The organism is Stutzerimonas chloritidismutans, assembly GCF_020783375.1.
Lineage (GTDB): Bacteria > Pseudomonadota > Gammaproteobacteria > Pseudomonadales > Pseudomonadaceae > Stutzerimonas > Stutzerimonas kunmingensis.
In genome coordinates, this window is sequence record NZ_CP086067.1 from 2,199,689 (window position 1) to 2,225,182 (window position 25,494).

Annotated in this window: 18 protein-coding genes; 7 read left to right on the top strand and 11 right to left on the bottom strand. The window is 63.9% G+C overall.

Annotated features, from left to right (window positions below):
• Positions 1 to 102: 102 nt before the first annotated feature.
• Positions 103 to 1,329: an acyl-CoA dehydrogenase gene (locus LLJ08_RS10260; RefSeq protein WP_003285077.1), complete on the top strand. Its 1,227-nt coding sequence runs from the start codon at positions 103 to 105 to the stop codon at positions 1,327 to 1,329.
• A gap of 94 nt (positions 1,330 to 1,423) precedes the next feature.
• Here LLJ08_RS10260 and xylB read toward each other — a convergent pair whose 3' ends face one another.
• The 10 genes from xylB to xthA form a co-directional block, all read right to left on the bottom strand.
• Entirely contained in the window at positions 1,424 to 2,947 is a 1,524-nt protein-coding gene (gene xylB / locus LLJ08_RS10265) for a xylulokinase (RefSeq protein WP_228208875.1), read from the bottom strand.
• Between the two features lie 11 nt (positions 2,948 to 2,958).
• On the bottom strand, positions 2,959 to 4,437 hold the full coding sequence (locus LLJ08_RS10270; protein WP_228208876.1) for a mannitol dehydrogenase family protein: 1,479 nt from the start codon (positions 4,435 to 4,437) through the stop codon (positions 2,959 to 2,961).
• A 106-nt stretch (positions 4,438 to 4,543) separates the two neighbouring features.
• Positions 4,544 to 5,647, bottom strand: a complete 1,104-nt coding sequence (locus LLJ08_RS10275) for an ABC transporter ATP-binding protein (RefSeq protein ID WP_023445334.1) — start codon at positions 5,645 to 5,647, stop codon at positions 4,544 to 4,546.
• A gap of 38 nt (positions 5,648 to 5,685) precedes the next feature.
• Positions 5,686 to 6,519 carry a carbohydrate ABC transporter permease gene (locus LLJ08_RS10280; protein ID WP_228208877.1) on the bottom strand — a complete coding sequence of 278 codons (834 nt, stop codon included), beginning with the start codon at positions 6,517 to 6,519 and terminating at the stop codon, positions 5,686 to 5,688.
• A gap of 10 nt (positions 6,520 to 6,529) precedes the next feature.
• Positions 6,530 to 7,474 (bottom strand): carbohydrate ABC transporter permease, encoded by a 945-nt coding sequence (locus LLJ08_RS10285; protein WP_228208878.1) that lies wholly within the window; start codon positions 7,472 to 7,474, stop codon positions 6,530 to 6,532.
• A gap of 92 nt (positions 7,475 to 7,566) precedes the next feature.
• Positions 7,567 to 8,874, bottom strand: a complete 1,308-nt coding sequence (locus LLJ08_RS10290) for an ABC transporter substrate-binding protein (protein ID WP_228208879.1) — start codon at positions 8,872 to 8,874, stop codon at positions 7,567 to 7,569.
• Positions 8,875 to 9,168: 294 nt separating this feature from the next.
• Positions 9,169 to 10,074, bottom strand: coding sequence for an AraC family transcriptional regulator (locus LLJ08_RS10295; protein ID WP_031297659.1), 906 nt, complete (start codon positions 10,072 to 10,074; stop codon positions 9,169 to 9,171).
• Positions 10,075 to 10,140: 66 nt separating this feature from the next.
• Positions 10,141 to 11,073 (bottom strand): carbohydrate kinase family protein, encoded by a 933-nt coding sequence (locus LLJ08_RS10300; protein ID WP_023445338.1) that lies wholly within the window; start codon positions 11,071 to 11,073, stop codon positions 10,141 to 10,143.
• Positions 11,074 to 11,172: 99 nt separating this feature from the next.
• A complete protein-coding gene (locus LLJ08_RS10305) occupies positions 11,173 to 12,537 on the bottom strand; it encodes a substrate-binding domain-containing protein (RefSeq protein WP_228208880.1) in 1,365 nt (454 codons plus the stop codon).
• Positions 12,538 to 12,632: 95 nt separating this feature from the next.
• A complete protein-coding gene (gene xthA, locus LLJ08_RS10310) occupies positions 12,633 to 13,445 on the bottom strand; it encodes an exodeoxyribonuclease III (protein WP_228208881.1) in 813 nt (270 codons plus the stop codon).
• Positions 13,446 to 13,698: 253 nt separating this feature from the next.
• On the opposite strand from xthA, the gene LLJ08_RS10315 reads away from it, so the two are divergent.
• From LLJ08_RS10315 to LLJ08_RS10340, 6 genes are all read left to right on the top strand, one after another.
• Positions 13,699 to 14,334 carry a GNAT family N-acetyltransferase gene (locus tag LLJ08_RS10315; protein WP_014820178.1) on the top strand — a complete coding sequence of 212 codons (636 nt, stop codon included), beginning with the start codon at positions 13,699 to 13,701 and terminating at the stop codon, positions 14,332 to 14,334.
• Positions 14,335 to 14,529: 195 nt separating this feature from the next.
• Positions 14,530 to 16,212, top strand: coding sequence for an autotransporter assembly complex protein TamA (locus LLJ08_RS10320; protein ID WP_172602809.1), 1,683 nt, complete (start codon positions 14,530 to 14,532; stop codon positions 16,210 to 16,212).
• On the top strand, positions 16,212 to 19,889 hold the full coding sequence (locus LLJ08_RS10325; RefSeq protein WP_228208882.1) for a translocation/assembly module TamB domain-containing protein: 3,678 nt from the start codon (positions 16,212 to 16,214) through the stop codon (positions 19,887 to 19,889). The genes LLJ08_RS10320 and LLJ08_RS10325 overlap by 1 nt, the downstream gene beginning before the upstream one ends.
• Before the next feature lie 501 nt (positions 19,890 to 20,390).
• Positions 20,391 to 21,734 carry an alanine/glycine:cation symporter family protein gene (locus LLJ08_RS10330; protein WP_045667132.1) on the top strand — a complete coding sequence of 448 codons (1,344 nt, stop codon included), beginning with the start codon at positions 20,391 to 20,393 and terminating at the stop codon, positions 21,732 to 21,734.
• A gap of 139 nt (positions 21,735 to 21,873) precedes the next feature.
• Positions 21,874 to 22,374, top strand: a complete 501-nt coding sequence (tpx, locus tag LLJ08_RS10335; RefSeq protein ID WP_045667133.1) for a thiol peroxidase — start codon at positions 21,874 to 21,876, stop codon at positions 22,372 to 22,374.
• Between the two features lie 312 nt (positions 22,375 to 22,686).
• Positions 22,687 to 23,874 (top strand): NAD(P)-dependent oxidoreductase, encoded by a 1,188-nt coding sequence (locus LLJ08_RS10340; RefSeq protein WP_042928202.1) that lies wholly within the window; start codon positions 22,687 to 22,689, stop codon positions 23,872 to 23,874.
• Positions 23,875 to 23,977: 103 nt separating this feature from the next.
• On the opposite strand, the gene LLJ08_RS10345 is transcribed toward LLJ08_RS10340, so the two are convergent.
• Positions 23,978 to 25,444, bottom strand: coding sequence for a lipid II flippase MurJ (locus LLJ08_RS10345; protein ID WP_023445346.1), 1,467 nt, complete (start codon positions 25,442 to 25,444; stop codon positions 23,978 to 23,980).
• Positions 25,445 to 25,494 lie beyond the last annotated feature (50 nt).

Here is a 25,494-nt window from a genome sequence, read left to right on the forward strand (position 1 = left end):
GGTGATGAATGTTTATACACGAGGAAAATAGCTTAGATAAATCACCAGGCCTCCTCTAGCATTCAAAACTACAAAACATTACCTGCCAGAAGGTTGTCGCCCATGAATTTCGCCTACTCCCCGAAGGTTCAAGAGCTGAGAGAGCGCGTGCAAGCGTTCATGGATGCTCACGTCTATCCCGCCGAAAAGGTGTTCTACCAGCAGGTCGCCGAAGGTGACCGCTGGCAGCCGACCGCTATCGTCGAGGAGCTCAAGGCCAAGGCCAAGGCAGAAGGGTTGTGGAACCTGTTTCTGCCGGAATCGGAACTGGGCGCCGGCCTGACCAACACCGAATACGCACCGCTGGCGGAAATCATGGGTAGCTCGGGGCTTGGCCCGGAGGCGTTCAACTGCTCAGCACCGGACACCGGGAATATGGAAGTGCTGGTGCGCTACGGCAGCGAGGCGCAGAAGCGCGAGTGGCTGGAACCGTTGCTGCGCGGCGAAATCCGTTCGGCCTTCGGCATGACCGAGCCGGGCGTGGCCTCGTCCGACGCGACCAACATGGAAGCCCGCGCGGTGCGCGAGGGCGACGAGTGGGTCATCAACGGTCGCAAATGGTGGACCTCCGGTGCCTGCGACCCGCGCTGCAAGATCATGATCTTCATGGGCCTAACCAACCCTGACGCGCCGCGCCATGCCCAGCACTCGATGATCCTGGTGCCGATGGATACCCCCGGCGTGAAGGTGCTGCGCCCGCTGCCGGTGTTCGGCTACGACGACGCCCCGCACGGCCACGCGGAAGTGCTGCTGGAAAACGTGCGAGTGCCCTACGAGAACGTCATTCTCGGTGAAGGCCGAGGCTTCGAGATCGCCCAGGGCCGTCTTGGCCCAGGTCGCATTCACCACTGCATGCGCTCTATCGGCGTTGCTGAACGTGCACTGAAGCTGATGTGCGAACGCGCCGTCAGCCGCACCGCCTTCGGCAAGCCGCTGGCCCGGCTGGGTGCCAACTTCGATTACATCGCCGAGTGCCGCATCGAGATCAACATGGCGCGCCTGCTGACGCTGAACGCGGCGTACATGATGGATACCGTAGGCAACAAGATCGCCGCCAGCGAGATCGCACAGATCAAGGTGGTCGCACCCAACGTGGCGCTGAAGGTCATCGATCGCGCCATCCAGATTCACGGCGGCGCTGGTGTTTCCGAGGACTTCCCGCTGGCGCACTGGTGGGCGATGCAGCGCACGCTGCGCCTGGCCGATGGCCCGGACGAGGTGCATCGGGTGGCCATCGCCCGTCACGAGCTGGGCAAGTACGTGCCGCGCGAGGCGCTGCGCAGCCGCTGAGGCGTCGTCCCAGGCGCAGGACCAAAGGCAAAGCCACACGCCGTGGCTTTGCCTTTTTTTATGAGCTATTTTCCTGCCGACCGAGCGCTGCGCATCAAGAGGTGACCGGCGTCAGGTCCGGTGCTGTCTGCTGACCGTAGATGCTGGCTACCAGTTGCCGATAACGCCGATAGGCCTGCTCGTAGGCCAGAACCGCGGCGGTGTCAGGCGCGACCGCCGTGGTCTCGTCGAGGCTGACACAGCGCTGGCACAGCTCAGCGAGGCTCGCCGCGGGGTCGCGCTGTCTGGCATGGCACCACGCCGCCTGGATCGCGCCACCCAGCGCCGCGGCTTCGCTGTGGCGGGCGCAGACCACCGGCGTCGCCATCATGTCGGCTACGATCTGCCGCCACAGCGGGTTCTTCGCGCCGCCGCCGATGAGCTGAATCCGCTCGCCGCGAATGCCGCTTTCGCGCAGCAGGTCCAGCCCGTAGCGCAGGCCGAAGGTCACGCCTTCGAGCACCGCGCGGCAGAGATTGGCGCGGGTCAGTTTTTCGGCGGTCAGGCCGTGCAGGCTGGCGCTGGCCTGGGGCAGGGCGGGGACGCGCTCGCCGTTGAGAAACGGCAGCATGGTGACGCCCTCGCAGCCGATCGGTGCCTGCGCCACGAGCGCGTTGAACGCATCGAGGTCCAGCTCCAGCAGGTCGCGAATCGCCGAGTTGGCGTTGGTCAGGTTCATGGTGCAGATCAGCGGCAGCCAGCCCCCGCTGGACGAGCAGAACGTCGCGACTGATGGCTGTGGACTGATCCGAGGTTCCCCGGAGAACGCGTAGAGTGTGCCGGAGGTTCCCAGGCTCATGGTGATCGCGCCGGGGCGGATGTTGTCGGTGCCGATGGCGCCCATCATGTTGTCACCACCGCCGCTCGCCACTATGGCCTGGGAGTTCAGGCCCAGCCGGACGGCAAGTTCGGGGCGTAGCCGGCCGACCGGCTGATGGGGTTCGATCAGCTCGGGCAGCGCCGCCTCCAGGCGGCCGCTGGGATCGACATACCGCAGGATGTCGAACGCCCACTGCCGGGTGCGCACATCGAAATAGCCGGTGCCGGAGGCGTCGCCGTATTCGCTTACGCAACGCCCGGTCAGCCAGTAATTGAGGTAGTCGTGGGGTAGCAGGATATGCGCGATGCGAGCGAACAGCGCGGGGTGCTGCTCCTTCATCCACAGCAGCTTGGACACCGTGTAGCCCGGTGCGATGACGATACCGAGGCGTTGCAGCGAACCCTGTTCTCCGCCCAGCCAGTCGAGCAGGCGCTGATTCTCCGTAGTCGACTCGGTGTCGCACCAGAGCTTGGCCGGTCGCAACACGCGGCCCGCGGCATCGAGCGTAACCAGGCCATGTTGCTGCCCGGACACACCAATGCCCAGCACGGCATCGCCGTCGACTCCGGCCTCGGCGAGTGCCGCGGCGGTGGCGCTGGCGAAGGCGGCGGTCCACTGCTCGGTGTCCTGCTCGCGCCGGCCATTGGGCCCGCTGATGAGATCGTGGCCGGCCGAGCCCTGGCCGAGCACGCGCCCGTTGCTGGCGTCGAGCAACAGCGCCTTGGTGCCCTGGGTGCCGCAATCGATCCCGAGAAACATGCCGCACCCCGTCACTGCGTCAGCAACAGATCAAGGGTGCCGCTGACCCCCAGCGTGCGCAGCCGCAGCAGGTTGCGCTCGAAGGCTTCGCGGAAGGCGAGCGAACGCGGAATCTGCGTGCCGAAGATCTCCTCGCGCCCCAGCAGGCGTTCGGTGAGGCCGTCGTCCTCCGCAGCGAGGGACTGGCAGAAATCCGCGCGCGGATCGGGGATGCGGTACCGCTCGCCGTTTTCATCGACGCCCCGCAGATACAGCGCCCAGGCGGCAACCACCAGGGCGGCCCGGTCCAGGGCGGCGTTATCGGCGATCAGGCGGTTGATGGTCGGCACGGTGAACTTGGGAAACTTCGACGAGCCGTCGGAGCACACTCGTTCCAGCTGATCGGCGATGGCACGGTTGGAGAAGCGCGCGATCAGCGTCTGCTTGTAGCGAGCGAGATCGATGCCGGGCACGGGAGCCAGTTGTGGGGTGACGTCCTCGTCCATGTAGCGGCGGATGTACTCGACGAACAGCGGATCGGCCATGGTTTCGTGGACGAAGCGATAACCGCGCAGGAAGCCCAGGTAGGTCAGGGCAAGGTGGCTGCCGTTCAGGAGCTTGATCTTCATATCCTCGTAGGGCGAAACGTCATCGGTGAACTGCACACCGACCTTTTCCCAGGCCGGGCGGCCGGCGACAAAGCGGTCTTCCAGTACCCATTGCACGAAGGGTTCGCAGACCACCGGCCAGGCGTCATCGAGGCCGTGCTGACGCTTGAGGTCCTGGCGATGCGCCGTGCTGGTCATCGGCGTGATGCGGTCGACCATGGCGTTGGGAAAGCTGACGTTGCGCTCGATCCAGCGGGCCAGGTCGGGGTCGACCAGGCTGGCGAAGGCTAGCGTGGCCTTGCGGGTCACGTCGCCGTTGTGGGGGAGGTTGTCGCAGGACATCACCGTGAAGGGGCCGACACCGTCGCCGCGGCGCTTGGCCAGCGCCGCGCAGAGCAGGCCGAACACGCTGACCGGGCGGCGCGGTTGCTGCAGGTCGTGTTGAATCTGGGGCAGTTGCGCATTGAACTGGCCGGTGCTGTCGTCCAGGCAATAGCCGCCCTCGGTAATGGTCAGCGAGACGATGCGAATCGCCGGATCGCCCAGGCGGGCAACCACCGCCTCGGAACCATCCTCGTCCACCAGCAGCATGTCGCGAATGCTGCCGATCACCCGGACCTCGGTGTCGGGCCGGTCGTCGAGCTCGACCAGGGTGTAGAGGTAGTCCTGCGCGGCCAGTGCGTCGCGCATCGCGCGCTCCTCGGCGCGTGTGCCGATGCCGCAGATGCCCCATTCTAGCCCCTCGCCGGTGTTCATCAGCGCATCGGTGTAGGCCGCCTGGTGGGCGCGGTGAAAACCGCCCACGCCGATGTGGGCGATGCCGGTGGTGACCTCGGCCAGGCGGTAGTCGGGGCGCGCGATAGGGCCCGGCAGCTGTGGCAGATTCGCTTCGTTCAACTTCATCTCGGGCCTCGCTGGGCTTGAATGTGGGAAAGCCGGGGGCGGGATCGCTGCCATCGCGGGCGCAGCGATCTGTCGGCAAGTCAGGGCTCGGGTGGCTATGGGTCGGTCAGGCCGCCTGCTGTAGCGACTGGCCGACTGCAACGCCATTGCTGTCGAAGAGGTGGCAATGGTCGGCTTCCAATGTCAGCGACAGCGACTCGCCATAGCGTGGGGTGAAGTCGCCGCGGATGCGCATGGTCAGCTGCTCGCCGTTGCCGGTGACCACGTGGCAGTAGGTGTCGCTGCCCAGCCGCTCGCTGACGTCGGCCTTCACGGTCAACTGGCAATTGCCTTCGCTGCCACGGTTGAGGTGTTCCGGGCGGATGCCGAGGGTGACCGGATCGCCCGCCTTCAGCGTGGCGCCGCTCACCGGCAGGAACAGGCGGCAACCGGCGTCGAGCTCGACTTCGCAGCCGCTGGCTTCGACACGGCTTGCGCGGCCCTTGAGAAAGCCCATCTTCGGTGTGCCGAGAAAGCCCGCGACGAAGAGGTTGGCGGGATTGTGGTAGAGCTCCATGGGTGAGCCGACCTGTTCGATGCGTCCGCCGTTGAGTACGACTACCTTGTCCGCAAGGGTCATGGCTTCGACCTGATCGTGAGTCACGTAGATCATGGTCGCCTGCAGCTCCTGGTGCAGGCGCGACAGCTCCAGGCGCATCTGCACGCGCAAGGCGGCATCGAGGTTCGACAGCGGCTCGTCGAACAGGAAGACCTTGGGGTTACGCACGATAGCGCGGCCAATGGCGACACGCTGGCGCTGGCCACCGGAGAGCTGGCGTGGCTTGCGCTCGAGCAGCGGCTCCAGTTCCAGGGTGCGGGCGGCTGCCTCGATCTTGCGGGCCACTTCCTGCTTGTCAGCCCCGGCGAGATCCAGGGCGAACGACATGTTCTTGCGCACCGTCATGTGCGGATACAGCGCGTAGGTCTGGAACACCATGGCCAGGTCGCGCTTGGCCGGGCTGACATCGGTGATGTCGCGTCCATCCAGTTCGATCCGGCCGCTGCTGACCTCCTCGAGGCCGGCGATCAGGCGCAGCAGGGTGGACTTACCGCAGCCGGATGGGCCGACGAAGACCACGAATTCGCGATCGCGAATGTCGAGGTCTATACCTTTGATGATGTCGTTGCCGTCGAAGCTTTTCTTCAGGTTGTGGACTTTCAGGTCTGCCATGTTCGGAATCCTCTGTTGTTCTTTTCAGCTCAGCGGCGTTATTTCACGGCGCCGAACGACAGGCCGCGGACCAGCTGCTTCTGGCTGATCCAGCCAAATATCAGAATGGGGGCGCAGGCGAGGGTGGATACGGCCGAAAGCTTCGCCCAGAACAGCCCTTCAGGGCTGGAGTAGGACGCGATCAAGGCGGTCAGCGGGGCAGCATTGGAGGACGTCAGGTTCAGCGACCAGAAGGCCTCGTTCCAGCACAGGATCAGCGACAGCAGCATGGTCGAGGCCAGCCCGCCCTTGCTGATCGGCAGCAGCACGCGAACCATTTCCTGCATCAAGGTTGCGCCGTCCATACGCGCCGCTTCGAGGATGTCGCGCGGGATGTCCTTGAAGTAGGTGTAGATCATCCACACCAGAATCGGCAGGTTGATCAGCGTGTAGATGATGATCAGCACTGCGCGGCTGTCCAGCATGCCGAACTGCTTGGCCAGCAGGTAGATCGGCACCAGCACGCCCACCGGCGGCAGCATCTTGGTCGAGAGCATCCACAACAGCGTGCCTTTGGTGCGCTTGGTCTCGTAGAAGGCCATCGAGTAGGCCGCAGGTATCGCAATCAGCATGCCCAGGGCCGTGGCGCCGAAGGAGATGGTCACCGAGTTCCAGGCGTACTTGAAGTAGCCGCTGCGGTCCTGGATCTGCAGGTAGTTTTCCAGCGTCGGCGTGAAGATGAACTGCGGCGGCGTGGCGAAGGCGTCGATCTCGGTCTTCAGGCTGGTGAGCAGCATCCAGAAGATCGGGAAGAACAGCAGCAGCGCCACGGCCCAGGCGAACAGCCCGACCACCAGGGTGTTGAGGCGGCGACTTTGTTTGAGCGTCAGCATCGGTCTGTCCTCAATATTTCTCGGTGAGATTCTTGCCGAGCATCCGCACCAGGATTATCGCCGCGATGTTGGCGATCACCACCGCAATCAGGCCGCCGGCCGAGGCCATGCCGACATCGAACTGCAGCAGCGCCTGGTTGTAGATCAGGTAGGCGAGGTTGGTGGATGCGTAGCCGGGACCGCCGCTGGTGGTGGTGAAGATCTCGGCGAATACCGAAAGCAGGAAAATGGTCTCGATCATCACCACCACGGCAATGGGCCGGGCCAGGTGGGGCAAGGTCAGGTGCCAGAAGATCGCGATGGGGCCCGCACCATCGAGGCGAGCGGCCTCCTTCTGTTCCTGATCGAGGGACTGCATGGCCGTCATCAGGATCAGGATCGCGAAGGGCAGCCACTGCCAGGACACGATGATCACGATGGACGCCAGCGGGTGCTGTGCAAGCCAGTCCACCGGCTGCGCGCCGAAGAACTTCCACACCGCCGCGAGAATGCCCGAGACCGGATGGTAGATGAGGTTCTTCCAGACCAGCGCGCTCACGGTGGGCATGATGAAGAACGGCGAAATGAGCATGACGCGAACGATGCCACGCCCGGCGAAGTCTGCCGCCTCGAGCAATGCCGAGATCAGCACGCCAAGCACTACGCTGATCAGCAGCACGCTGCCGACCAGGATCAGGGTGTTGACCATGCCGGGCATGAAGCCGGCATCGGTCAGGAAGTAATGGAAGTTCTCCAGCCCGACGAAATCGTTCTCACCGGGATAGAGCAGGTTGTAGCGGATCACCGAAAAGTAGACGGTCATCGACAGCGGTACCAGCATCCACAGCATCAACAGTGCAACGGACGGGCTGACGAGGAACCAGCTGGGGCCGAAGCGGCATGGCTTACGCTCGCTCGGCTCGCTTGCCGTTTCGGTGACAGGTGCCTTGGGCAAGGCTGCGGATGAGGTGGCCATGGGGGTGCTCCGGCTGTAAGAAGGCCTTAAGGGCTCGGGCGAGCCCTGTCCGGTGTTCACCTTCGGTTGAAGGGGTTACCTACTTGGGATGCTCACTTGGGATAGCCGGCGCGCTTCATTTCCCGCGTCGTGGATTGCTGCACCGCGGTCAGCATCTGCTCGACCGGCATCTGTCCGGTAAGCGCCGCGGAGAACATCTTGCCAACCTGGGTACCGATGGCCTGGAACTCCGGAATGGTCACCAGCTGGATGCCGACATAAGGAACCGGCTTGGCCGATGGCGAGGCGGGATCAGCCTGCTTCAACGACTCCAGGGTGACCTTGGCGAACGGCGCTGCGGCCATGTACTCGTCGTTGTAGGTCGATTCGCGCGTACCCGGTGGCACGTTGGTGACGCCATCGGTTTCGGCAACAAGCTTGGCGTAGTCCTTGGAGGTTGCCCAGGCGGTGAACTGCCTGGCGGCGTCCTTTTGTTGCGAACTGGTCGGGATTGCCAGCGCCCAGGAGTACAGCCACGCGGAACCCTTGTCGGTGTCTTCCTGCGGGGCAAAGGTGAAGCCCACCTTGTCGGCGACCTTGCTTTGCGATGTATCGGTGACGAATGAGCCCGCGACCGTTGCATCGACCCACATGGCGCACTTGCCGCTGTTGAACAGGGCCAGGTTTTCGTTGAAGCCGTTGCTTGAGGCGCCCGGTGGGCCGTACTTGCTCAACAGATCCACATAGAAGTTGGCGGCCTTGTTCCATTCAGGGCCATCGAACTCCGGTTGCCACTTCTCATCGAACCAGCGCGCACCGAAGGAATTGGCGACCGTCGTGACCAGCGCCATGTTCTCGCCCCAACCGGCCTTGCCGCGCAGGCAGATGCCGTATTGGTCTTCGCCAGGCTTGTGCAGCTTTTCGGCGAACCCGGCCATTTGCGTCCAGGTGGGATGTTCAGGCATGTCCAGGCCCGCCTGCTCGAACAGGTCGGTGCGGTAGTAGGTCATGGAGCTTTCGGCATAGAACGGCAGGGCGAACAGCGTCCCATCTACCGACAGGCCTTCGCGTACTGAAGGAAATACGTCGTCCAGATCGTAGCCTTCTGGCAGATCCTTCATCGGCGCCAGCCAGCCCTTGTCGCCCCAGAGCGAGGCTTCATACATGCCAATGGTCAGCACGTCGAACTGGCCGCCCTGGGTGGCGATATCGGTGGTCAGGCGTTGGCGCAGCACGTTCTCTTCGAGCACCACCCAGTTGAGCTTGATATCGGGATTCTGCTGCTCGAAGGTCTTGGAGAGGCGCTGCATGCGGATCATGTCCGCGTTATTGACGGTGGCAACGGTGAGGGTTTCGGCGGCCTGGGCCAGCGCAATCGAGGCCATGCAGGCGGTACCGAGCAGCAAGTTGAATGCTTTCATTCGTGGACTCCTCTTCCAGATCAGGGCCTGGAAGCACTTATTGTTTTTGTTGTTACCCGCGTACTGCGCTACGAGCGTCTGGCAGGCATTACAACGCCGGCAGTGGCCGCGCGACAAAGCCGTGACTGCACTCGCTTCGATACTTTTTTGCACTCGCTTGACCGCGGTGGGCTGCCCGCAGCGGCACCGTCCAGACCTGTCGCAGGGGCTCAAGAGCGGGGCTTTGCCACGATCATAAAGACGCAAGCGGGGTAGCGGGCGAGGAACAGGGCGCTGGAGCCGGCCGGAAGCGTATCAGCTGGCCAGGTTCTGCTCGGTCAGACGTTGTTCGACGAGGCGTCGATAGCACGATGGGGTCATGCCCTTGAGCTGCTGGAAGCGGCGATTGAAATTGGACAGGTTGTTGAAACCCGATTCGAAACAGACATCCGTGACCGGCTTGTCCTGATCGAGCAGCAGTTCGCAGGATTTGCTGATGCGCAGGCTGTTGACGAACTCGACGTAGCAGCGCCCGGTGGCGCGCTTGAAGAAGCGCGAGAAGTAGGTGGGCTTCATGCCGAGATGGCTGGCGACTTCCTCCAGCGGCAGCTCGCGCATGTAGTGTTCGAAGATGTAGTTGACCGCCATGTTGGTCCGGTCGGCCTGCTGCTCGTCGCTCAACTGTGCCGAAGTGGCGCCGGAGAGCAGCTGGTAGTCGTCGCACCTGGCAAGCAGCTCGAGCATGATCAGGAAATAGCCGAGGCGGGTGGCGCCGCGGCTGTCGGCGATCTGCTGCATCAGCTGGCGTGCCTGGGCGATGGTCTGCGGACAGCGAAACTCGATGCCGTAGCGCGAGCGCTCGAGCATCGGCGTGAAGGTCCGCAGCTCGGAGAAGACAGCGTGGCCCGCTTCGAGCATCTCGTCCGTGAAGTTGACCAGCATGTCGCGTTTGGCCACGACCTCGCCGTCCTCGACCTGGCTGATCCAGTTGTGCGGCAGGTGCGGGCCGGTGAGGAACAGGCTGTCCGGGCCGAAATTACCTACGTAGTCGCCGACGAACACCTTGCCGGAGCTGGCGACGATCAGATGCAGCTCGTACTCCTTGTGGTTGTGCCAGCGCACCAGCGGGCAGGGGAACCCGTGCTCGCGATAGATCAGCGAGTTGCCGTGGTGGTCGTCCATCAGCTCGTAGGACGGGTCGGTAATCTTCAACGCTCTCATGCAGGGTCCGTTGTCGTGAAAGGCCACGAAGGGTTATAGCTGCTGAGGGCGCAACGGCCAAACCGGTCAGACAATTTCGTATCGGTAGGGCAGGTCCGGACCACGCCGGGAACAGGTGATGGCGGCAGCGCTGCTGGCGAAGGCGAGCATGGCCTGCAGTTGCGCAGGTCCCATCTGTGCGAGCCCGTGCGGCGAGTCAAGCTGCTGTTCGGCCAGGTAGGCGAGCAACGCGGCCTGGAAGGTGTCGCCGGCTCCCACGGTGTCACGCACCGTCACCGCATGCGCGGCCACATGCAGCTGGCCGTGCTTGCGGCTGAAGAGCTGTGCGCCGTCGGCACCGCGGGTTAGCACCACCAGTTCGGCGTGATGGTCCAGCCAGCGCTGGGCGATGCTCGCTGGCGCAACGCCCGGATAGAGCAGGGCCAGGTCCTCGTCGCTGACCTTGATCAGATGTGCGCGTTCGGCGAATGCCTCGACCCGCTCGCGCCAACGTTCGAGGCTGGGTTCGACGTTGAGGCGAATGTTCGGATCGAGTGAAATCAGGCGCTGGGCATGCTCGCGATGCAGCAAGGCCAGCAGCGTATCGGCAATCGGCGGCGTCACCAGCGAATAGGAACCGAAATGGATGCCACGAATGCCAGCAGGCAGCGGCTGCAGCTGTTCGGTATGCAACAGGCGATCGGCACAGCCTTCGCCGCGAAAGCTGTAGACCGGACTGCCATCGGCGCCGATGGCGACCATCGCCAGGGTGGTCGGCGCATCGAAGATGGCGAGATGCTCGGTGGCAACACCTTCTTCCTGCAGCAGCTCTAGCAGGCACTGACCGAAATGATCGCGGGAGAGCCCACCGAGCAGCGCGGCCTGCGCGCCCAACCGGGCCAGCCCGACAGCAACGTTGAACGGCGAGCCACCTGCAACGGCTTCCAGATGCAGACGACTGCGGCTGTCGGTCGAGGCCGCGAACACATCGAAAAGCGCTTCACCACAGACGAGGTACATGGACGATTCCTGCTGGCGGAAATCGCCCGAGCTTAAACCCGGCGCCGGCACCGGGACAGTACGCCCGCGGCTGGCGGCCGATACGATCTTGCACTCGTTTCAATACACCCAGACTTCGACGCGGCGATTCTTGATGCGGCCCGCTTCGCTGTTAGATGCCACTGGAAGTTGATCGCCCAAACCATTGATTTCCTTTACAAGGATGCCACCACGCGCCAGTTCGCGACGCACCGCCATGGCGCGCAGTTTGGACAGCAATGCAGTCCGCGCGGGATCGTTGCGGGCGTCGCCGAAGCCGACCAGCACCGCAGCGTTCATCTGCTTGTCGTGACTGTTGAGATAGTCGATCAAACGCTGCACATCGCGTTGGGCCTTGTTGTCCAGTTGCGCGCTGCCTTCGGCGAAGCGGAAGTTGACGGTCAGTCGCTGTGCCTCCTTGGCCAGCTGCTGATAGGCCTCGGGCATCGTCGTCTGTAGCGGCAGCCTGATCGGCGCGATGGCCTGGGCCACGTAACCGGATTTCTCGACGATGGCCTGTCCTTCCGGGCTGTGCACAAAGCTCAGGAACTCGCGGGTCCATGCGGACTGCTTCTGGGGATCGGCGTAGAGGAACAGCCGGCGCGACAGCGGGTAGTCTTCGGTGGCGACCAGCGCGGTGCTGGGCGGCATGGGCTGGGAATCGCCGTCGGTGATTGCCAGCGCTTTCGACTTGCCGACGGAGGCGAGACCGACGAAGCCGATGGCGCCGCTACGGCGGCTGACCGCCTGGGACAGGGCGTCGTTGGATTCATAGCGCACGGCGCTGGTGGCCAGTGCCTGCCCCTGACTGTTCAGCACCAGCTCCTTGAAGGTGTCGTAGGTACCGGACTGGTCATCACGCGCGTGCAGCTCGACGGCAACGTCCGCGCCGCCCAGCTCCCGCCAGTTGGCGATCTGCCCGGCGAACAGGTGTGCCACCTGCTCCACGCTGAGGGACTGCACCGGGTTGTCGGGATGGACGATCACCGCCAAGCCATCGATGGCGATGACCTGTTCGCTCCCGGCGCTACGCATGTCGCCCAGGGCGGCGAGGCTCTGCGCTTCGCTCTGTTTGATCGGTCGCGAAGCAGCGGCGAAATCGGCAGTACCGTCTTTCAGCCCAGCGAATCCGGTACCGGTGCCATGCGCGGCGACCAGTGCCTGCACGGTCCGACCGCGCTCGTCGAGGGCAGTGATGCGCTGCTCGTTTTCCTTGCCGGCCGGGGCGATGCGGACCGACTGCAGGCCCTTGGCCTCGAACAGGCCGGCCACCAGCATCGGTGCCAGCTTGGCACCCACGGTATTGGAGCCGTGGATGCGCAGTACGGCCGATCCGTCTGGCGGGGTGGGTGGGGCGGCGAGGCTGGCGCTGGAGGCGCCGCCCAGCGTGACCAGCAGCAGGGGCAGTGCCCGATTCCAGAACCGTCCAAACACACGTGACGTCATCTCGCGACCTCCTTGTAGAAGGCCGCGAGATTAAGACGGTTCGGTTACCAATAAATGACAGCGCGGGCGGCGCTGCCGGAATTGCGCAGCGGTCGTCAGCGTAGCTCGATCCACACCGGGCAGTGGTCGGAAGGCTTCTCCATCGCGCGGATGTCGTAGTCGACGCCGCAATCGATCACGCGCTGGTGCAGCGCTGCGGTGGTCAGGATGTAGTCGATGCGCAGGCCGCGGCGCGGGTCGTCCTCGAAACCGCGGCTGCGATAGTCGAACCAGCTGAAGCGATCGACGACTTCCGGGTTGAGGGTGCGGAAGCTGTCCTGCAGTCCCCAGCCCTTCAGGCGCTCGAGCCACTCGCGCTCCTCGGGGAGAAAGCTGCATTTGCCGGTGCGCAGCCAGCGCTTGGCGTTCACTTCGCCGATGCCGATGTCGCAGTCCTGCGGGGAGATATTGAAGTCGCCCATCAGCGCGAGCGATTCCTCAGGGCGGAACTGCTGTTCGAGCAACGCCTGCAGGTCGGCGTAGAACTTGGTCTTGGCGGGAAACTTCACCGGATGGGCGCGGCTTTCGCCCTGGGGGAAGTAGCCGTTCATCACGGTAACAGGCTCGCCATTCGCGTCGGCGAACCGGCCCCAGATAAAGCGCTTCTGCGACTCCTCGCCATCGCTGGGAAAGCCCTTGTGGATCTCCAGCGGTGCCTGGCGCGAGAGCAGGGCGACGCCGTAGTGGCCTTTCTGCCCGTGATAGTGGACGTGGTAGCCGAGTGCTTCGATCTCCGTCTGGGGAAACTGTTCGTTAGAAACCTTGGTTTCCTGAAGGCCGATGACGTCCGGCTGGTGCTTTTCAATGATCGCAGAAAGCTGGTGAGGTCTTGCGCGTAATCCATTGATATTGAAGGACACGATTTTCATGGGATTCCGTGAAGGCTGGCTGAGGCTCAAGTGGGAAGGACACCCGGCGCGGCGCTGCCGATGCCGATCTGTCGTGGGCAAAGAACGCCGATTCTAGAGCCGTGCCGCCGTGCTTACCAAGTTTCGCGCTGAAACGGACAGCAACGGCATTGTCTTTGGAGCAGCGTGAACGGCAGGTGCTCCGGCGGCGTGGCGGGGCGGGCGAAGCGCTGCTAAGTTGCAAGCATCCCTCTGGAAAAAGCCGAGAGTTGCCATGCCGATGTCTGCCGAGGTTCGCACGCTCGATGGTGGTTATGACCGCGAAACCCGTTCGCTGCTGTATCACGCATACCGTCACGAACCGACCTTTGCCTACCTGTTCGAGGCGGACCGGCCCGGCTATCAGCAGCGCGTGCGCGCGACCGTGCGGGAGCTGGTAAACCAGCATTTCTTGCAGCAGCAACCAGCACTCGGGCTGTTGCTGGACGACCGCCTGATAGCCGTCGCGCTGATCGCGCCGCCGCAACGGCGGCTGGATGTCACCGAAAGCTGGGCCTGGCGCGCGCGCATGCTGCTGACCGCCGGGTTCCGCTGCACCAGGCGCTATCTGGACTACCACGCGGCGGTACTGGCGTGTCTGCCGACCGGCGCGGTGCATCTGCTGCCGTTGCTCGGTGTGCATCCGCAGTTTCAGGGGCAGCAATATGGTGAGCAGCTGCTGCAGGCGGTGCACGAGTGGTGCGCCGAGGATGAAACCTCCCAGGGGCTGGTGATCGATACCGGCAACCCACGCTACCTGAATTTCTACCAGCGGCAGGGCTACGAGGAGATCGGCCAGATCGCCGTCGGCCCGGTGGTCGAACACATCTTCTTTCATCCGGCGCCCAGGCGGATGGAAGCGGCGCGTTAGGTGTGGCCGAATTTTATCCGGGCGGGCCAGTCTGACTGGTCTGAAGCCACGCGATGTCAGCCGATGCCCGCCCCACCGCAAGATCGCCTTACACACTGTCTAGCCCGTACGTTCGGGCCTGCTCGGAAACACGTGCTAGCATCGCTGGCCATGTGCAAATCGAACCGAATCGGCCCGCTGGTAGCCGCACTCGTGATGTTGAGCGGCATCCATGCCAGCGCCGCTGAACTCGACGTTCGCATCGAGCCCGAGAACCGGGCGCTCCGGGAAAATATCGAGAACTACATTGGCGACCTGGGCGACCGTGACGCGCGCGAGCTGCTGCGCTACAGCCGGGTCGCGCAGAGTCAGGCGGAAAAGGCGTTGCAAGCGCTGGGTTACTACCGCAGCCGCATCCGCACCGATGTGCGTGAGGGCGAGGAACCCGCGCTGGTGTTGCGTGTGCGAACCGGTGAGCCGGTGAAGCTGCGCAACATCACCGTCCGGCTGGACGGGCCTGCCGCTGAGTTCTCCGGCTTTCGCGTCGCCGAACGCACCCTGCGTCAGGGCGATGTGCTGAACCACGGACGGTACGAAGAGGTGAAGCAGCAGTTTCTCAACCAGGCCTCGCGCTTCGGCTATTTCGATGGCCGCTTCACCCAGCAGCGGCTGGCCGTCGATCCGCGGGAGAACGTCGCCGACGTCGAGCTGGTGTTCGACAGCGGGCCGCGCTACCGCCTGGGCGACGTGCGCTTCGAGGGGGATTCGCCATTCGATGACGACCTGCTCGCGCGCATGGTGCCGTTCGAGACGGATACACCGTACGACTCCGAACTGATCGCCGAACTCAGCCAGGCGCTGCAGTCGAGCGGCTATTTCGAGGGCGTGCGCGTCGATGCCAACCCGAGCGGCGCCAACCAGCAGCGCATCCCTGTTTCGGTCGCGCTCACCACGCGCAAGCCGCGCACCTTTGGCTTCGGCCTTGGTTATTCCACCGACGTCGGCCCGCGGGTCCGGCTGGACTGGACGCGCCACTGGGTCAACCCGCAAGGCCATAGCTACGGGGCCGAGGCGGAACTGTCGGCGCCGCGGCAGAACGTCGGGTTCTGGTACGACATCCCGCTGGACCCGCCACTGACCGACAAGCTGCGCTTCGTCGGCGGCTACCAGTATGAAGAGATCGCCGGCACCGACAGCCTCAGCCGCCTGCTCAAGGTCGGGCCGGAATGGCACAGCCAGCTGCCCAGCGGCTGGTTGCGCGTGCTGTCGCTGAAGTGGCAGCACGAGGAATATCGCCTCGGGGACGATTCCGGAACCAGCACCTTGCTCATGCCCGGCGTCGCCTACAGCTACCTGCGTAGCGACAACCGTATCGATCCGAGCCGCGGCTATCGCCTGCAGTTCGAAGTGGCCGCAGCGAAGGCCGGGGTGCTTTCCGACGCCGACCTGGTCCACGCCAACGTGCAGCTGCGGGGGCTGACCACCCTGGCCCAGCGGCATCGTTTTCTCGGTCGCGTGCAGCTTGGCGGCAACTGGACCGATGAATACGTCAACGTGCCGCCATCACTGCGCTATTTCGCCGGTGGTGATCAGAGCGTGCGTGGCTACGATTACCAGAGCCTGTCACCGACCAACTCCGATGGCGACAAGATCGGCGGCCGCTATCAGTTCGCGGTCAGCGCCGAGTATCAGTATTCGATCGCCGAGAAATGGCGTGTCGCGACCTTCGTCGATCAGGGCAACGCCTTCAACTCGCTGGAAATTCCCACGCTGAAAAGTGCCGTTGGCGTCGGTGTGCGCTGGGTATCGCCGGTTGGCCCGATTCGCGTCGATGTCGCTCATCCGCTGGACGGCGACGGTGGCGTCCGCCTGCATTTCTCCATGGGGCCGGAGCTGTGATGCGGCTACTGCGTGGGCTTGGCTGGACGCTGCTTGGGCTGATATTGCTCGTGCTCATCGTCACCGCCGTGCTGCTCGGCACCGCCAGCGGCAGCCGCTGGCTGCTGGGGCAGGTGCCGGGGCTGACGGTCGAAGCGTTCGAGGGCCGACTCGGCCAGCGCTGGCAGGCCGAGCGGCTGATCTGGGAGCAGGACGGCAGTCGTGTCGAAGTGCAACAGCCCCGTCTTGCCTGGTCGCCGGCGTGCCTGCTAAAGCGCACGCTGTGCATCGACGAGTTGGTCACTGGCGACATCGACCTCAGCTTCCCGCCCAGCGAGCCTGACCCGGCGGCGGACCCCTTCAGCTTGCCTGAGCTCGATCTGCCGCTGGCGCTGCAGGTCGAACGCATCGAAATCGGCCGGGTAACGCTCAATGAAAGCGAGCAGGTGCGAAGCCTGTCTCTGCAGGCTAATTGGCGTGCGGATGGCCTGGATATCCAGCGCCTCGACCTGCGCAGGGCGGATGTGGACCTGTCAGTGACTGGTCGACTGCAGCCCAGCGGTGATTGGCCGTTGACGCTGGACGGGCAGGCCGCGTTGCAGTCGCCGGACGAACAGCCGTGGGCGCTGATGATCACCGTGGATGGCGCCCTGCGCGAGCAGCTGCAGGTGCAGGTGCAAAGCCAGGGCTATCTTGACGGCACCCTCAGCGGGCAGCTGCGGGCCCTGGATGAGCAATTGCCGGCGACGCTCCGGCTGAACGCCGACGGGTTCAAGCCGCTGCCCGATCTGCCAGACACCCTGCGTCTGAACGATCTGGAGCTGACAGCGAGTGGCAACCTGCAGGACGGCTACCGGCTGCTCGGTACCACCGAACTGCCGGGCGAGGGCGGCGCAGTGCGGCTGGCGCTGGAGGGCGTCGTCAGTCCGAGCGGAGCGCAGATCGAGATGCTCGAGCTGGATGCGGGGCAGCAGCGCGATGTGCGGCTGAGTGGCGATGTCGACTGGCAGGACGGCCTGACCGCGAATGCCGATCTGCTCTGGCGCGATTTTCCCTGGCGACGGCTCTACCCGGCGATCGAAGAGCCGCCGGTGACGCTGCGCGAGCTCAAGGCGCAGATTCAGTACGACGACGGCAGCTATCTCGGCAATTTCGAATCGGCCATGACCGGCCCGGCCGGGGATTTCACACTGAACAGCCCGGTCAGCGGCAATCTCGAAGCGGTGCATCTGCCGCAACTGCAGCTGCAAGCCGGGCAGGGCAGTGCGACGGGTTCGTTGAGCTTCGGCTTCGTCGCGGGCATCGACTGGAAAGCCGACCTGACGCTGAGCGAACTCGATCCGGCGTACTGGCTGGCCGAACTGCCGGGCAATCTCGGCGGTTCGCTGAAAAGCCAGGGCGCCTTGCGTGACGAGCAGCTGCAGGCCGAGGCGAGCCTCGACCTCGCCGGGCGCCTGCGCGGGCAGAATACCCGTCTGCAGCTGCAAGCCAACGGCGAGGGCGAGCGCTGGGATCTGCCGGTCATCGACCTGCGCATGGGCGATAACCGCGTACAGGGCAATGGCATCTGGGCACAGACGCTGGATGGTCGACTGCAACTGGAACTGGGCCGCCTGGCGCAGCTGTGGCCCGGTCTCAGGGGGCGAGTGAACGGTGAGGTCACGCTGACGGGAACCGCAGCGGCGCCGAGCGCGCAGCTCGAGCTGAACGGTCGCAACCTAGCTTATGAGGACAATCGGCTGCGTCGCCTCAGCGTGCAGGGTCAGCTATCCGATGGGGAACGTGGTCGGCTGGCGCTGACCGCCGAGCGAGTCCGCGCAGGCGAGACGGACATCGGCGCACTGCGGATCAATGCCGAAGGCACGGCGGAACGGCATCAGGCCGAGCTGCAGCTGCAAGGTCCCTTGCTCGACCTGGCGCTGGGTTTCGATGGTGGATTGCGCGGTGATGATTGGCTTGGCCGGCTGACGCGCGGCGAGCTCAGCGCGCAACAGCAAGACTGGGCCCTGCAACGGCCGGCCACACTGCAGCGTTTCGCCGATGGCCGACTGGAGTTCGGTGCGCATTGCTGGCGTTCCGGGCCCGCCAGCCTCTGCGCGGAGAATCAGCGTCTGCTGCCGGAACCGCAGATTCGCTATCGCCTTCGCGATTTCTCACTGCAGACCCTGGCCGACTACTTGCCCGAAGATTTCCGCTGGCAGGGCGAACTGAATGCCGATATCGAACTGGATCTTCCCGCTGGCGGGCCCAATGGCCGGGTTCGGGTCGACGCCGGCCCCGGCGTGCTGCGCATTCGCGATGTGGACGAGTGGCACGACTTCCCCTATCAGACCCTGGTGCTGAACAGCCGACTGCTGCCGGAGCGGATCGACAGCCAGCTGCGCTTTCTGGGCGGCGAGCTGGGCGAGCTTGACGTGCAGCTGAAGATCGATCCGCGGTCCGCGGCCAAGCCGATCGATGGCGAGTTTCGCCTGAGTGGTCTCGATCTGTCGGTGGCGCGCCCATTCGTGCCGATGGTCGAGCGTTTGCGCGGCGAACTGAACGGCAGTGGCCGGCTGGCCGGCACCCTACAGCAGCCGTCACTCAACGGCCAGCTGCTGTTGAGTGAGGGTGAAATCGCCGGCAGCGAGTTGCCGACGACGTTCGAAGACCTGCGGGTGCGCATGCTGATCGAGGGTGAGCGGCTGGACATCGACGGCAACTGGCGTGCCGGCGAGCAGGGACGCGGCAGTCTGGCCGGCTCGCTGGACTGGCGGAACGAACTGGATCTGGATCTGGCGATCAAGGGCAGTCGCCTGCCGGTGGTGGTCGAGCCTTACGCCGACCTGGAAGTGGAGCCCGACCTGCGCATCGTGCTTAGCGGGCAGGACCTGGCGGTCAGCGGTCGGGTCGAAGTGCCGCGAGGAGCGATCACGGTTCGCGAGCTACCGCCGGCGACGGTCAAGGTCTCCGAGGACACGGTGATCATCGGTCGCGAAGCCGAGGAGCCGGCGACCTCGCTGGCAGTGAAGATGGACATTGATGTTGAGGTGGGCCAGGACCGCCTGCGCTTCTCCGGCTTCGGCCTGACCGCCGATCTCGCCGGCTATCTGCACATTGGCGACAACCTGGATGCACGTGGCGAGCTGCAGCTGAAGAACGGCCGATACCGAGCCTACGGCCAGCGACTGACCATCCGCCGCGCCGAGTTGCTGTTCACTGGCGTGATCAGCCAGCCGTTCCTCAACATCGAGGCGATTCGCCGTATCGATGCGGAGAATGTGATCGCCGGCCTGCGCATCACCGGCAGCGCCGAGCAGCCACGCATCGACGTGTTTTCCGAGCCTGCCATGAGTCAGGAGCAGGCACTGGCGTATCTGGTACTGGGGCGACCGCTGGGCGCCGATACCGGGGACAGCAACCTGCTGGCACAGGCGGCGCTGGGCCTTGGCCTGGCGGGTAGCTCATCCATCACCGGCGGCCTGGCGCAGCGCCTGGGCATCCAGGACTTCCAGCTGGACACCGAAGGCACCGGCGTTGGCACCAGCGTGGTCGCTACCGGGCGGCTGACGGAACGGCTGGCATTGCGATATGGCGTCGGCGTGTTCGAGCCGTCGAATACCATTGCGCTGCGCTATCAGCTGACGCGGCGGATCTTCCTCGAAGCCGCCAGCGGATTGGCCAGCTCGTTGGACCTGTTCTATCGCCGCGACTTCTGATCGATTGCGCGGCGCCGGAACACCGCCGGTGCGCCATGATCGAGGAGGCGCAGAGGCATGATGAAGCATTCGCGCTCTCATCGGTCGGGCGCACCAAACTGCATCAATCCGCACTGGCGGGCGCACCAGACTGGGCTACGCTGATTTCGCTTTCCATGCCATTCCTGGCTCGACTGAGTCGAGCTGCGGGGTCTGACCGTTCGGTCTGGTTTTCGCGTCGATTCGATCATCGAATCTGGCGCGATTGCCCCGAGCCCAATGGGCGAATGCAGTGGTAGCATCCACGCTTCCGAACGTCGCGGTCATAACCGCGCAACGCTCTAGCACGAGTCTTGCAAAGCGCTCGCGGACCTCAGCGCAGCGCAAGCTCCAGAGGCGTATCGGAATCGCCGTTACCTGGTCGCTGAAAAACCACCGCCACAAGCGTCATGTTTTTCAACGGCTCCACGGTAGCGCGACCCTAACGCGAGGGAACTCGCCTATAAGAAATAAGGTGCTCGAATGGAATTTCTGAATAACCTCGTCAATAGCGTCAACGGCCTCGTCTGGGGCCCACCCATGCTGGTGCTGATCCTTGGTACCGGTCTGTTCCTGATGATCTTCCTCAAGTTCATGCCGCTGACCCGCATCCCGACCGGCTTTGCGCTGATGTGGCGCGGACGCACCAAGGGTGACGAAGCCACTGGCGAAATCAGCCCTTTCCAGGCGCTGATGACCTCGCTGGCGGCGACCGTGGGTACCGGCAACATCGCAGGCGTGGCCACGGCCATCTTCCTCGGCGGGCCGGGTGCGCTCTTCTGGATGTGGTGCACCGCGCTGGTGGGTATGGCCACCAAGTACTGCGAAGTCGTACTGGCGGTCCACTACCGTGAGAAGGACGACCGCGGCGAGCACGTTGGCGGCCCGATGTACGCGATCAAGAACGGTCTGGGCAAGAAGTGGATCTGGCTGGGTACCGCCTTCGCCATTTTCGGTGGCCTGGCCGGCTTCGGCATCGGCAACATGGTGCAGGTCAATAGCATGGCCCACGCGCTGGAAACCACCTTCTCGGTGCCGCTGTGGGCGACCGGCCTGATCACAATGGTGATCGTCGGCCTGGTGATTCTCGGCGGTATTCGCCGCATCGGTGTGGTCGCCGCGTCGCTCGTACCGTTCATGTGCCTGGCGTACCTGATCGCCGCTGCCGTGGTGCTGGTAGTCAATGCCTCGGCCATTCCGGCGGCATTCGACCTGATCTTCACCCACGCCTTCACGCCGATCGCCGCAACCGGTGGCTTCGCCGGCGCTGCGGTCATGGCGGCGATTCGCTTCGGTGTTGCCCGCGGCATCTTCTCCAACGAGGCGGGCCTTGGTACCGCTGGTATCGCTCAGGCGGCCGGAACCACCACAAGCTCGGTGCGCTCGGGCATGATCGGCATGCTGGGTACATTCATCGACACCATCATCGTCTGCTCGATGACCGGCCTGGCGATCATCTGCACCGGGGTCTGGACCAGCGGCGAAAGCGGTGCGGCGCTGTCCGCGGCAGCCTTCGAGTCGGCCATGCCGGGTATCGGTGGCATCATCCTGACTCTCGCGCTGGTGGTCTTCGCCTTTACCACAATCCTTGGCTGGAGCTATTTCGGCGAGAAGTGCTGGGAGTTCCTGGTCGGCACGCGAGCCATCTGGCCGTTCCGCGTGATCTGGGTTCTGGCAGTGCCGTTCGGCGCCATTGCCCAGCTCGACTTCGCCTGGTTGTTGGCCGATACCCTCAACGGCCTGATGGCGATCCCCAACCTGGTTTCGCTGTTGCTGCTGAGTCCGGTAGTGGTCAAGCTGACCAAGGAATATTTCGCACGTAGCTGATGTCCGATAGCGACCGGTGCGGGCAGCCAGCGCTGCATCGGTCGTGCAACAGGAACAAGCCCGTGTCGACCACCCAGGTCGTGGAGCTGCGCGTTCCACGACCTTTTTTATTGCCTATTCATATCGAGGAGCGAAGCAAATGACTGAAATCACCCTGAAAGGCACACCGATCCAAGTGGCCGGTGACTTCCCCCAGGCCGGCCAGCAGGCCAAGGCGTTCCGCCTGGTGGGCGCTGACCTTTCCGATGTCGAGCTGTCGAGCCTTGCCGGCAAGCGCAAGATTCTCAACATCTTCCCGAGCATCGATACACCGACCTGCGCCACCTCGGTGCGCAAGTTCAATGCTCAGGCCAATGCCCTGGAAAACACCGTGGTGCTGTGCATCTCCGCCGACCTGCCGTTCGCGCAGAAGCGCTTCTGCGGCGCCGAGGGGCTGGAGAATGTCATCAACCTGTCCACCATGCGCGGTGCCGAGTTCCTCGAGGATTACGGCGTAGCGATTGCCAGCGGCCCGCTGGCCGGGGTCGCAGCTCGCGCGGTAGTCGTGCTCGACGAACAGAATCGCGTCCTGCACAGCGAGCTGGTCAACGAGATCGGCAGTGAACCGAACTACGAGGCAGCCATCGCCTCGCTTGGCTGATCTGCCTTGCTGGGACGAAACGGCGAGTGGCTTTCAATAGCACTCGCCGTTTCGTTTTCTGGCGACAGAAATCCATCAGTTGGTGCGAAACCGCCCGTCGTCGTCAATTAGCGTGAACCCTCCGAGACAACTACTTTCAGGCATGCCGCCCGGCTTCAGCGTCGCGGGTGTGGAGAAGTCTGCAAAAGTGGCAAATAGGCAGCTTTTCAAAAATCTTTTCGCTCAGCTGCTGTCATAGCGCTGATGCCCATTGAATGGATTCAGTTTATGCCTACCTCAGAGATCAAGAAAATCGGTGTTTCCGGAACCGGAATGATCGCCCGCGGCTTCGTGCGGTTAATCAAGAAACACTATCCGGACATGGAAATCTCGCGCGTCCTGACACGCCGACCGCTCTCAACGATGGCTGACTTCCCGTTGGCAGACGTCCTCACCAACTCGCTGGACGAGCTGATCGATCATTCCGATCTGATTGTCGAGTGCAGCGGTGACGTGTTCCATGGGACTTCAGTCATCGAGCGCGCTTTCGAAGCGGGCTTGCAGGTGGTGACGGTCAACGCCGAACTGCAGGTGACCACGGGCTCCTTCCTGGCTGGCAGGGGTTTCCTCACCGAAGCCGAAGGCGACCAGCCAGGTTCGCTTGCGGCCCTGCATGAAGACGCGCTGCAGATGGGCTTTCAGCCGCTGGTGTACGGCAACATGAAGGGCTATCTGAACCATGATCCGTCGCCGGAAGACATGGCCTACTGGGCCAATCGACAGGGGATCAGCGTCGATCAGACCACGTCCTTCACCGACGGCACCAAGGTGCAGATCGAGCAGGTGATCATCGGTAACGGCCTGGGCGCCACCATTACCCGTCAGGGCATGGAGGGGCTGGCCTCGACCAACCTGGACGACAGCGCCAGCCTGCTCGGCATGATGGCCGAGCGAGCAGGGCAGCCAATCGTCGACTACGTCATTCCTTCCGGCTACCCGGCCGGCGGCGTGTTCCTGGTGGGCAGGCACGACGAGGATCAGGCGCAGGCAATCGAGTACTTCAAGCTGGGCCGCGGGCCGTTCTACACGCTGGTGCGTCCGTTCCACCTCTGCTCGCTGGAAGTGGGCAAGACCGTGCGCCGCGTGCTGAATGGCGGTGGTGTGCTGCTCAACAACTCGACCGAACCGACCCTCGGCGTTGCGGCCATCGCCAAGCGTGCCATGAAGCCGGGTGAGTTGATCGAGCGCGGCATCGGCGGTTTCCAGTTCCGTGGCGAGGCGATCAAGCTGGCCGAGCACCCGGATCATGTGCCGATCGGTCTGCTGCGCAAGACTGCGCTCAAACGCGCCGTCGAGCCTGGCCAGATCATCACCTTTGACGACATCGACATTTTGCCGAGTCGCGCGCTGGATATCGTGCTGGAGCAGCGCAAGCCGCGCATGACCCAGGTCGAGAGCAAAGGGTCAGACTGGACCGCACCAGGCATCAGCACCATGGGAATGCTCGCCTTCGGTGGTTGAACGACGCTCAAACAAAAAGGCCGCTGTCTGATGTCAGCGGCCTTTTTGTTTCTGTTGTCGGTGATGATCGAAAGAGCGGCGATGCAGGACCGCCGCGTTGCCGTCAGGCCTTGCGCATGGACCAGTAGCGTGGCTTGAACAGGTCGCGCTCGCCGAGCAAGGTCACGCCGGCGGCGAAACCGATCAGCACCAGGCCGATATAGACGCAGAGTTCGATAAAGCCTTGTGGCTGAGGCACGAAGTGCAGCGCAGCGGCCAACACCGCTGCTGTCGCGGCCCAGCGCGCGAGCACAGCCACACCGGCGCCCTTGGGCGAGGCGCGATAGACGAACAACCCCATGAACAGCGCCTGCAGCGTGACACCGCTGGAGAAGGCCAGTGCCAGGCCTGCGGCGCCATAGTGCTTGTAAAGCGCGGCATCCAGGGCGATGGTCATGGCCGAGCTGATCAGCGTGATCACCAGAAACAGGCGAACCTGGTGCTGGGCGAGCAGGGCGCGGCCCCAGAGCAGGGCGAGCCCCATCGACGGCAGACCAAGCGCGTAGATGACCATCAGCGAGGCGGTTGCCTGGGTTTGCGTGGCGCCGAACTCGCCGCGCTCGAGCAGTACCGCGACCACCGCTTCCGGGAAGGAGCAAAGCACGACGGTGGCCGGCACCAGGAACAGCAACGTCGCCAGCAGCCCCTTGCGAATCACCGCGGCATGAGCGCTGTGATCCTGCTCGTTCCAGCTGGAGGAGAACTGCGGAAAGAGCACGGAAAGCACCGACATCGCGTACAGCGTCAGCGGGATGGTGACGATGCGGAAGGCGAACGACAGCATGGTGATGCTGCCTTCCTCAAGGAATGAGGCGAACATCCGCTCGGCCAAAATGCACGCCTGCTGAGCGCCAGCGGCCATCAGTACCGGGGCGAATGCCAGGCCGAACTGACTGCCGTGACCTTTTTCCAGCGGTTGCGCCTCTCCCCGCAGGTAATGAATACGGCGGTGCTGCACGACGATCAGGGCCAACTGCGGCAAAAGCATGCCGAGAAAGATCACCATGCCGCTGGGTTCGAACAGCAGAATCCCGATGATGGCCCCGGCATTGAGCAGCAGGGTTCGTGTCATCGGCATGACGAACACGTTGTCCATGTTGAGCAACGCGCCCTGGCAGTACAGCGCGGCCTGTACGCCGATCAGCAGCGCGCCGACGCAGAAGACCAGTTGTCCGTTGGCGACCTGTTCCGGTGTCCAGCCCGGTGCCAGGGCGTTCAGCACCCAGTAGCTGGTCAGGAGTATCAGTAGGCAGGCCGCGCCACCGAGCAGCATGATGCGCCAGTAAAGCCAGCGCGCGACCGCCTCGAACAGCGACTGCGACTGGCTGCGCAGCTTCTGCAGGTAAGGGATCATGGCGTCGCGCAAGGCGAGGCCGAGGAAGTTCTCGAAGAACAGCGGCAGGATCAGGGCGACGAAGATGAGGTCCGCTTCCCAGCTGAGGCCGAAGGAGCGGGCGATGAACAGATCGCGAAGAAACCCGAGAAGAAAACTGGCGACGGTCAACGCCAGAATGACCAGCGATACATTCATTCCTTGATCCTTGCTGGCCATCGATGATGGCCCGTTAGCGACACGACAAT

Bases quoted from the DNA above. Each gene is read 5' to 3' on its own strand.
- LLJ08_RS10260 (WP_003285077.1), top strand. From the start codon at position 103: ATGAATTTCGCCTACTCCCCGAAGGTTCAAGAGCTGAGAGAGCGCGTG.
- xylB (WP_228208875.1), bottom strand. From the start codon at position 2,947: ATGTTTCTCGGGATCGATTGCGGCACCCAGGGCACCAAGGCGCTGTTG.
- LLJ08_RS10270 (WP_228208876.1), bottom strand. From the start codon at position 4,437: ATGAAGTTGAACGAAGCGAATCTGCCACAGCTGCCGGGCCCTATCGCG.
- LLJ08_RS10275 (WP_023445334.1), bottom strand. From the start codon at position 5,647: ATGGCAGACCTGAAAGTCCACAACCTGAAGAAAAGCTTCGACGGCAAC.
- LLJ08_RS10280 (WP_228208877.1), bottom strand. From the start codon at position 6,519: ATGCTGACGCTCAAACAAAGTCGCCGCCTCAACACCCTGGTGGTCGGG.
- LLJ08_RS10285 (WP_228208878.1), bottom strand. From the start codon at position 7,474: ATGGCCACCTCATCCGCAGCCTTGCCCAAGGCACCTGTCACCGAAACG.
- LLJ08_RS10290 (WP_228208879.1), bottom strand. From the start codon at position 8,874: ATGAAAGCATTCAACTTGCTGCTCGGTACCGCCTGCATGGCCTCGATT.
- LLJ08_RS10295 (WP_031297659.1), bottom strand. From the start codon at position 10,074: ATGAGAGCGTTGAAGATTACCGACCCGTCCTACGAGCTGATGGACGAC.
- LLJ08_RS10300 (WP_023445338.1), bottom strand. From the start codon at position 11,073: ATGTACCTCGTCTGTGGTGAAGCGCTTTTCGATGTGTTCGCGGCCTCG.
- LLJ08_RS10305 (WP_228208880.1), bottom strand. From the start codon at position 12,537: ATGACGTCACGTGTGTTTGGACGGTTCTGGAATCGGGCACTGCCCCTG.
- xthA (WP_228208881.1), bottom strand. From the start codon at position 13,445: ATGAAAATCGTGTCCTTCAATATCAATGGATTACGCGCAAGACCTCAC.
- LLJ08_RS10315 (WP_014820178.1), top strand. From the start codon at position 13,699: ATGCCGATGTCTGCCGAGGTTCGCACGCTCGATGGTGGTTATGACCGC.
- LLJ08_RS10320 (WP_172602809.1), top strand. From the start codon at position 14,530: ATGTTGAGCGGCATCCATGCCAGCGCCGCTGAACTCGACGTTCGCATC.
- LLJ08_RS10325 (WP_228208882.1), top strand. From the start codon at position 16,212: ATGCGGCTACTGCGTGGGCTTGGCTGGACGCTGCTTGGGCTGATATTG.
- LLJ08_RS10330 (WP_045667132.1), top strand. From the start codon at position 20,391: ATGGAATTTCTGAATAACCTCGTCAATAGCGTCAACGGCCTCGTCTGG.
- tpx (WP_045667133.1), top strand. From the start codon at position 21,874: ATGACTGAAATCACCCTGAAAGGCACACCGATCCAAGTGGCCGGTGAC.
- LLJ08_RS10340 (WP_042928202.1), top strand. From the start codon at position 22,687: ATGATCGCCCGCGGCTTCGTGCGGTTAATCAAGAAACACTATCCGGAC.
- LLJ08_RS10345 (WP_023445346.1), bottom strand. From the start codon at position 25,444: ATGAATGTATCGCTGGTCATTCTGGCGTTGACCGTCGCCAGTTTTCTT.